This window comes from Paraburkholderia sp. BGA-UO-ETr-F21 (assembly GCF_059567925.1).
On sequence record NZ_JCAQOY010000028.1, the window covers coordinates 1 to 6,721 of the forward strand.

Genomic DNA, 6,721 nt, shown 5'->3' on the forward strand with positions numbered 1-6,721 from the left:
GGGGTCGCTTGAGAAAACGGAAAATAAAGCACGTTTAGCCGGCGACGCCCTGTCGGAAAGGGCGTGGGCTACGGCGCGGCGAACGCTTCGTCCATCTGGCGGGAGCGTTTAGCCTCGTCGCTTAGCAGGTAGATCGAGGTCGTTGCGATAGAGGCGTGGCGCAGGTTGTCCCGCACGGTCGTCAGCTCCGCGCCGCGAGCAAGCGCATGGGTGGCGTGGGTATGGCGCGTCCAGTGGGGGCTGGCGCGATGCAACTTTTCAGCTAGTACGGGATAATCGGTGCCGATGACATCGGCGGCCAGGCGGAAAAAACCGCGCATCACGAACCACAGACGGGAACGGGTGATGCCCGTTGCTCCTTCCCCATCAAAACTCGCCAGTAGCGGGGCTTTCGGATCCCAGCGCCGCGGTGTCACTGGCAGATGCCTCTGGACGAGGTACTGTTCGAGTGCAACGCGCGCGAGTGGCGGCAAAGCCACCTTGCCGGGCTTGCCTCCCTTGCCCACGAGATTGAGCCAGTGGGCACCGCGTTCATCTATCCGGATGTCGCCAAGCCTCGCGCCGACAAGTTCGCTCGCACGCAGACCGGTTGCGTAGGAAAAGTCGAGCAGGAAGCGCAGCCGCTGCGCGGCGGGTGCTTCCCAGCCGTAGGACCATTCCAGTCCGTTGGCGATCGTGCGAAGCAGCCCCCATTCGCCTTCCGTGAAGCCGCGCGCCGTGTCAAGTGGCGCGACACGCGTTTTGCCACGCACCTTGATACCGGCAAACGGATTGGTAAGCACGTAGCGTTGCTCGATCAGCCAGCGAAACAGGGCGCCCAGCACGGAGAGTGCGTAGGCGGTCGAGCGGCCCGACAGGTTTCCAGAGAACGGGCGCCAGTCTGGGGCGCTGCGCGGCCGCGGCGGCCCGACCCACCGCTCGCGCGGACCGGGATGCCGCAGAAAGCTCCGATACGCGATCGCATCCTCTGTTGTGAGCGAGGACAGCGCCCGTCCACGTTCGACGATGGCCCAGAGAATCAGGCGTTCAGCCTCCTTGCGGTAGGCACGCTGCGTGGCAGGAGTTTCGTGCAACGCGAGCCACGCGTGAACCGCGTCATAGTCGTTGTTCGCGTCAAGCGCGCAGGCCCGCCTGGGCGCCCGGAAGCTGCCGTGCGAACCATCCACCTCGTGCGGCACCCTCAACTGCTCCCATGGGACGACGACGCCCGACGTGGTCACGGCAACCAGCGCGTGAGCGCGTTCCGTCAGTTGCGGATGGGCGGCAAAGAATGCCTCGATCTGCCGGGCACTGGTCTGGCCAAGTCCGCGCACCGTGCTCCACCAGCGGCGTCGACGCGGCACCCGCACGGTCAGGTCCGCGAGGGTCGCGATGCCATGCGCACGCAGCACGCGCGCCGCGCGCGGCGTCAGCCACAGGCCGATGTCATCGGCGATCTGCGGTTGTGGCATCGGCAACGCACGCAGGATTTCGATCGCGTGTGCGACCGCGCCTGCCCGGGCGAGCCGGTCACCAACAGGATGTTGCAGCAGATCAGCAAGATCGGCGCGCTGGCGTTCAACGGCAAGGTTGACAAGCTGACGGCGGATCGCGCCGATGATGCCGCGCGCCGATGCGCCCGGCGCGCGTGCGTGAGACAGGTAGCGGTCCACGGCGGCCCGCGAAGACAGGCCGGCATACCAGCCGCGCAGCGCCGCAAGCTGGTCGGCATCCGGAAACGCCAGCGGTTCGGTGGAGGCCGGGTGCGAGGCAGGCCAGGACTGACGCGTTTTCATGTTTGTCAGTTTAGTGAAAAAAGGCATCCATTGCGATAAGAAGGATTATGGCAATGGATCGTATTACACTGCTGTTTTTCTGAACCGTCAGTCCAGTGGAATCGGTGCTGCAACCCGCCGTCAGCGCCATCCCCATCCTCTGTCGAGCCCACCATGCCCCGTCGTTCCATTCTCTCGCCGGCCGAGCGAGACAGCCTGTTTTCGTTCCCTGACAGCCACGATGATCTAATTCGCCACTACACGTTTAGCGAGCAGGACATGTCGCTGATCAGGCAGCATCGAGGAACGGCCAATCGCCTCGGATTTGCCGTCCAGTTCTGCTGCTTGCGTTTTCCGGGCTTCGCTTTGAGCGCTGGTGTCGAGCCTCCGCCCGCGCTGCTGCGGTACGTTGCCGGGCAACTCGGCATTGCACCGTCGCACTGGGAGGCGTACGCGCAGCGGGACCAGACGCGCCGTGAGCATCTGCTCGAACTGCAGGCGGCGCTGCAACTGCGTCCGCTTACGGTGGCCGACTACCATCCGGCGGTACTGGCACTCGTCGACCTGGCAATGCAGACCGACAAGGGCTTCGTACTCGCGCAGGCGCTGCTCGAATATCTGCGCCGGCAGGCAATCCTGTTGCCGGGTTCGAACGTGATCGAGCGGATCTGTGCTGAAGCGGTCACCCGCGCGACGCGTCGCATCCACGACGTGCTCACGGAATTGCTGTCGGACGGTCATCGGCGAAGACTCGACGAGTTACTGAAGCGTCGGGACGACGGCCGCATGACGTGGCTGGCATGGTTGCGGCTGCCGCCGGGCAAGGCGAGTTCGCGACAGATGCTGCAGCACATCGACCGCCTGAAAATCCTTCACGCCGTCGACCTGCCCGCGGGCCTCGACCGGCTGGTGCACAGAAACCGTTTGCTCAAGATTGCGCGCGAAGGCGCGCAGATGACGCCACACGACCTCGGGAAGTTCGAAACACAGCGTCGTCACGCGACCTTGGCGGCCATCGTCATGGAAGCGACAGCGACAGTCACCGATGAAATCGTCGACCTGCACGACCGCATCATCGGTCGGCTTTTCAATGCCGCGAAAAAGAAACATCAGCAGCAGTTCCACCGCTCGGGCAAGGCGATCAACGACAAGGTGAGACTGTACGGGAAGCTCGGCCGCGCCCTGCTGAAGGCCAGGGAAAATGGCGGCGATGCCTTCAAGGCGATCGAGTCCGTCATGTCGTGGGAGGTATTCACGAAAAGTGTCAGCGAGGCCGAGCAACTGGCCCAGCCCGAAGCGTTCGATTTCCTGCATCAGATCGGCGACCATTACGCGACGCTGCGTCGCTACGTACCGGCTTTCCTCGAAATCCTGAAACTGCGCGCGGCGCCGGCGGCGACCGATGTGCTCAACGCCGTCAACATGATCAAGGCCATGGACAATGATGGCGTGCGCAAGATGCCGGCGGACGCGCCGACCGCCTTCGTCAAGCCGCGGTGGAAACAACTGGTCTTGACCGACACCGGTATTGATCGTCGTTACTACGAGTTGTGTGCGCTGGCCGAGTTGAAGAATGCGCTGCGATCAGGCGACATCTGGGTGCAGGGCTCACGCCAGTTCAAGGACTTCGACGACTATCTGCTTCCGGCGGAAAATTTCCAGGCGATCAGGCGGGACAATGCGCTGCCAATACCCATCACCACCGACTGCGACCGTTACCTGAACGAGCGGCGGCAGTTGCTGGAGGAGCGGCTGGCAACCGTCAACCGGCTCGCGGCCGAAAACGGACTGCCCGATGCGATCATTACGGAATCGGGCCTGAAAATCACGCCACTCGATGCAGCAGTGCCCGAGGCTGCCCAGACGCTGATCGACCAGACGTCGGTCATGCTGCCGCGCGTGAAGATCACCGAACTGCTGATGGAGGTCGATGCGTGGACCGGATTCACTCGCCATTTCATGCACCTGAAGACCGGAGAGAGCGCAAAAGACAAGACATTGCTGCTCACGACGGTCCTGGCCGATGCGATAAACCTCGGACTGACAAAGATGGCAGAAGCATGCCCGGGGACCACCTACGCGAAACTCTCGTGGCTGCAGGCGTGGCACATCCGTGACGAGACTTATTCGCAGGCGCTGGGCGAACTGGTCAACGCACAGTTCGCCCAGCCGTTCGCTACCCATTGGGGTGACGGCAGCACTTCGTCATCGGACGGGCAGCGTTTCCGGGCCGGCGGACGCGCCGAGAGTACCGGACATGTGAACCCGAAGTATGGCGCCGAACCAGGCCGGATGTTCTACACGCACATCTCCGACCAATACGCGCCGTTCTACCCGAACCTCGTGAACGTCGGCGTGCGCGATTCGACCTACGTGCTCGACGGCCTGCTATACCATGAGTCGGATCTGCGCATTCAGGAACATTACACCGACACCAACGGTTTCACCGACCACGTTTTTGCATTGATGCACCTGCTGGGCTTCCGGTTCGCGCCCCGCATCCGCGATCTCCACGACATGAAGCTGTACGTGCCTGGCAGCGTGAAGGACTATCCGGCGCTCCAGTCGATGATTGGTGACACGTACAACGAGAAGGCAATCCGGCGGAACTGGGACGAGATCCTGCGCCTGGCGACGTCGATCCGGCAGGGTACCGTCACCGCTTCACTGATGCTGCGCAAGCTCGGCAGCTATCCGCGGCAGAACGGCCTCGCCGTTGCGCTACGCGAGATCGGTCGTATCGAGCGTACGCTGTTCATCCTCGACTGGCTGCAGAACGTCGAACTGCGCCGCCGCGTTCACGTCGGCCTGAACAAGGGCGAGGCCCGCAATGCGCTTGCACGTTCGGTCTTCTTCTACCGCCTTGGGGAAATCCGCGATCGCAGCTTTGAGTCGCAGCGCTATCGCGCCAGCGGCCTGAATCTGGTCACTGCCGCAATCGTGCTGTGGAACACCGTCTACCTCGACCGGGCTGTCCACGCGATGGTCGCACGCGGTACCCCGCCCGATGCAGTTTTGCTACCGTATCTCTCACCGCTTGGCTGGGAGCACATCAACCTGACGGGCGATTACGTGTGGCGCGAGGACCAGAACGTGCGGCGCGGTGGATTCCGGCCACTGCGTCCCGCCCGGGACCACTAGCGTTAGCCTTTCCTGTTGGGGGTGTTGTGCGCGGCAACTGTCCTAAGTAAGCTGGCGGAGCGGCGCAGTGCGGCCATGAAGAGACTTTGGTGATGTTCTCTCGAGCGGCTGAAATACGAAGAACAGCCGACTGCCACGTGCAAGCACACAAAGAGAACGCTCCGAGCGCTGCTCGTGGACCTGGAGTCCCGTAGCACATTGGCCTCTTGGGGATCTACAGCGGCGAAACGGCAAATTAACCCGTGTTTGGGAACTTAAATGGAGGTAAACGCCGGAATTTTGACCGAAACTCCACGATGTGTGCTGTTACAAAGTAACCTCGATCTGCATGGCCAACGGTCCATCATGACAAAAGGCAATCTCGCCTCTTTCCATGAGAGTGATCCATGACGAAGGTGGCAATTTCTGACGCGCATGGTGTCATGCGTGAGGGGCTGCGTGCGCTGCTGTGCAGCACAGGGGAGTTCGAGTTTGCAGGTGAAGCGGCCGACGGAGCAAGCACGCTGGCACTTGCGAGAGCGACCGATGCAGCCTTGCTTACTCTCGGCCTCTCAATGCCCGGCCTCCATGGCCTCGATCTGATCCCCCTGATCAAGATCGAAAATCCTTCGTTGCGCATTCTGGTGGTGACGATGCATCCTGAGCAGGCGTACGCAGTTCGTGCGTTCAAGGCCGGAGCGTCCGGATACGTTACGAAAGATACGCCTGGCAAAGACTTTATAGCGGCGGCCCGAAAGGTTGCGTCCGGAGGCATCTATGTAAGTCTTATGATGGCGGACCAGATCGCCCACGGTTTTGCTGAAGTCGATTCTTCATTTCCCCACCAGCGCCTGTCCGCCCGCGAATTCCAGATACTTCTCCTGATTGCGGCAGGCGAATCTATTGCAGTGATCGCAGGAAAGCTGGGTTTGAGTGCCAAGACGGTCAGCACACATAGGACGAACATTCTGGAAAAGTCCGGCCTCGCGAACGACGCGGCGCTTGTGCGCTACGCTGTGCGCCACGACCTTCTTGAAGATGACGGTGCCGAGCTGCTCTAAGTCGCCCCTGGAGCGTGTCGATGTCACACTGACACGCATCATGCCGCATCGGAGTTTTGGTGTTGCGGGTTACGCAGGCGGATCAACTTTCTGCGCCCGTATATCGAAGGCGAATATCCGTGTCAGGACTGCGCTTCCATTGTCTGTTACCTTAAATTCAGACGCACCGGATGCGCCTGCGGCGCGCTCAACCAATTGCCGGCCTATAAGCTGTTCGACCTCGCGCCGGTCAAGATCAGCGTGCGAGGGAGCTTGTTCTATAAGCATGAGCGCTGACAGTTCATGCGCACTCAGAAACGATTCCATAGGATGGCCTCCGTGTCCCGCCCCTCCCCCGCAGAGGCCATACAGCATCGCAGGACGCTCAATAGCGTCTGGCAGCAAGGGGGCGGCGAACTCAAGCACAAACTATGAGGCTTTGCAGCCTGGTAGGGCAGCCTAAATCTGCCAGTTGGTTCATCTGGATCAATCAAACTGCATTTGAACTATACAAAGTTCGCATTTTGCGATTATCGGGGTCGGTCTCTTGCCCCGCGTCCGTCCATTCATCGCGGGGCCAGCGGTATGGTTTCACTGCTACTGGAATTTCTTGACCTGCTTTGCGCGGTTTGCCGCGGCGACCACCGTGAACGATAGCGCTGCGCAGGTCAATCAGCCGTCGACGATCGGCTCATGCAAGGGCGGAAGCGGCCGTTCGAGATTCGATTTTGAATGACTCCAAGGGGTCGTCTGGCAACGTTCGTCCGCCGCTAACGTGCTTTATTTTCCGTTTTCGCAAGCGACCCC

Annotated in this window: 4 protein-coding genes; 2 read left to right on the forward strand and 2 right to left on the reverse strand. The window is 61.4% G+C overall.

The window, feature by feature from the left end; genetic code table 11:
- Nucleotides 1–68: 68 nt before the first annotated feature.
- Complete coding sequence (locus AC57B1_RS16315; RefSeq protein WP_046565383.1) at nucleotides 69–1,775, reverse strand: site-specific integrase; 1,707 nt, start codon at nucleotides 1,773–1,775, stop codon at nucleotides 69–71.
- A gap of 153 nt (nucleotides 1,776–1,928) precedes the next feature.
- Here AC57B1_RS16315 and AC57B1_RS16320 point away from each other — a divergent pair, with 153 nt between their 5' ends.
- On the forward strand, nucleotides 1,929–4,895 hold the full coding sequence (locus AC57B1_RS16320) for a Tn3 family transposase (protein ID WP_046565381.1): 2,967 nt from the start codon (nucleotides 1,929–1,931) through the stop codon (nucleotides 4,893–4,895).
- A gap of 386 nt (nucleotides 4,896–5,281) precedes the next feature.
- Entirely contained in the window at nucleotides 5,282–5,935 is a 654-nt protein-coding gene (locus AC57B1_RS16325; RefSeq protein WP_060090756.1) for a response regulator, read from the forward strand.
- 69 nt (nucleotides 5,936–6,004) lie between these two features.
- On the opposite strand, the gene AC57B1_RS16330 is transcribed toward AC57B1_RS16325, so the two are convergent.
- Nucleotides 6,005–6,241 carry a hypothetical protein gene (locus tag AC57B1_RS16330; RefSeq protein ID WP_088176911.1) on the reverse strand — a complete coding sequence of 79 codons (237 nt, stop codon included), beginning with the start codon at nucleotides 6,239–6,241 and terminating at the stop codon, nucleotides 6,005–6,007.
- Nucleotides 6,242–6,721 lie beyond the last annotated feature (480 nt).

What these genes read in the sequence shown, in the direction of transcription:
- AC57B1_RS16325 (WP_060090756.1), top strand. Translation starts at nt 5,282, where the DNA reads ATGACGAAGGTGGCAATTTCTGACGCGCATGGTGTCATGCGTGAGGGG.
- AC57B1_RS16320 (WP_046565381.1), top strand. Translation starts at nt 1,929, where the DNA reads ATGCCCCGTCGTTCCATTCTCTCGCCGGCCGAGCGAGACAGCCTGTTT.
- AC57B1_RS16315 (WP_046565383.1), bottom strand. Translation starts at nt 1,775, where the DNA reads ATGAAAACGCGTCAGTCCTGGCCTGCCTCGCACCCGGCCTCCACCGAA.
- AC57B1_RS16330 (WP_088176911.1), bottom strand. Translation starts at nt 6,241, where the DNA reads ATGGAATCGTTTCTGAGTGCGCATGAACTGTCAGCGCTCATGCTTATA.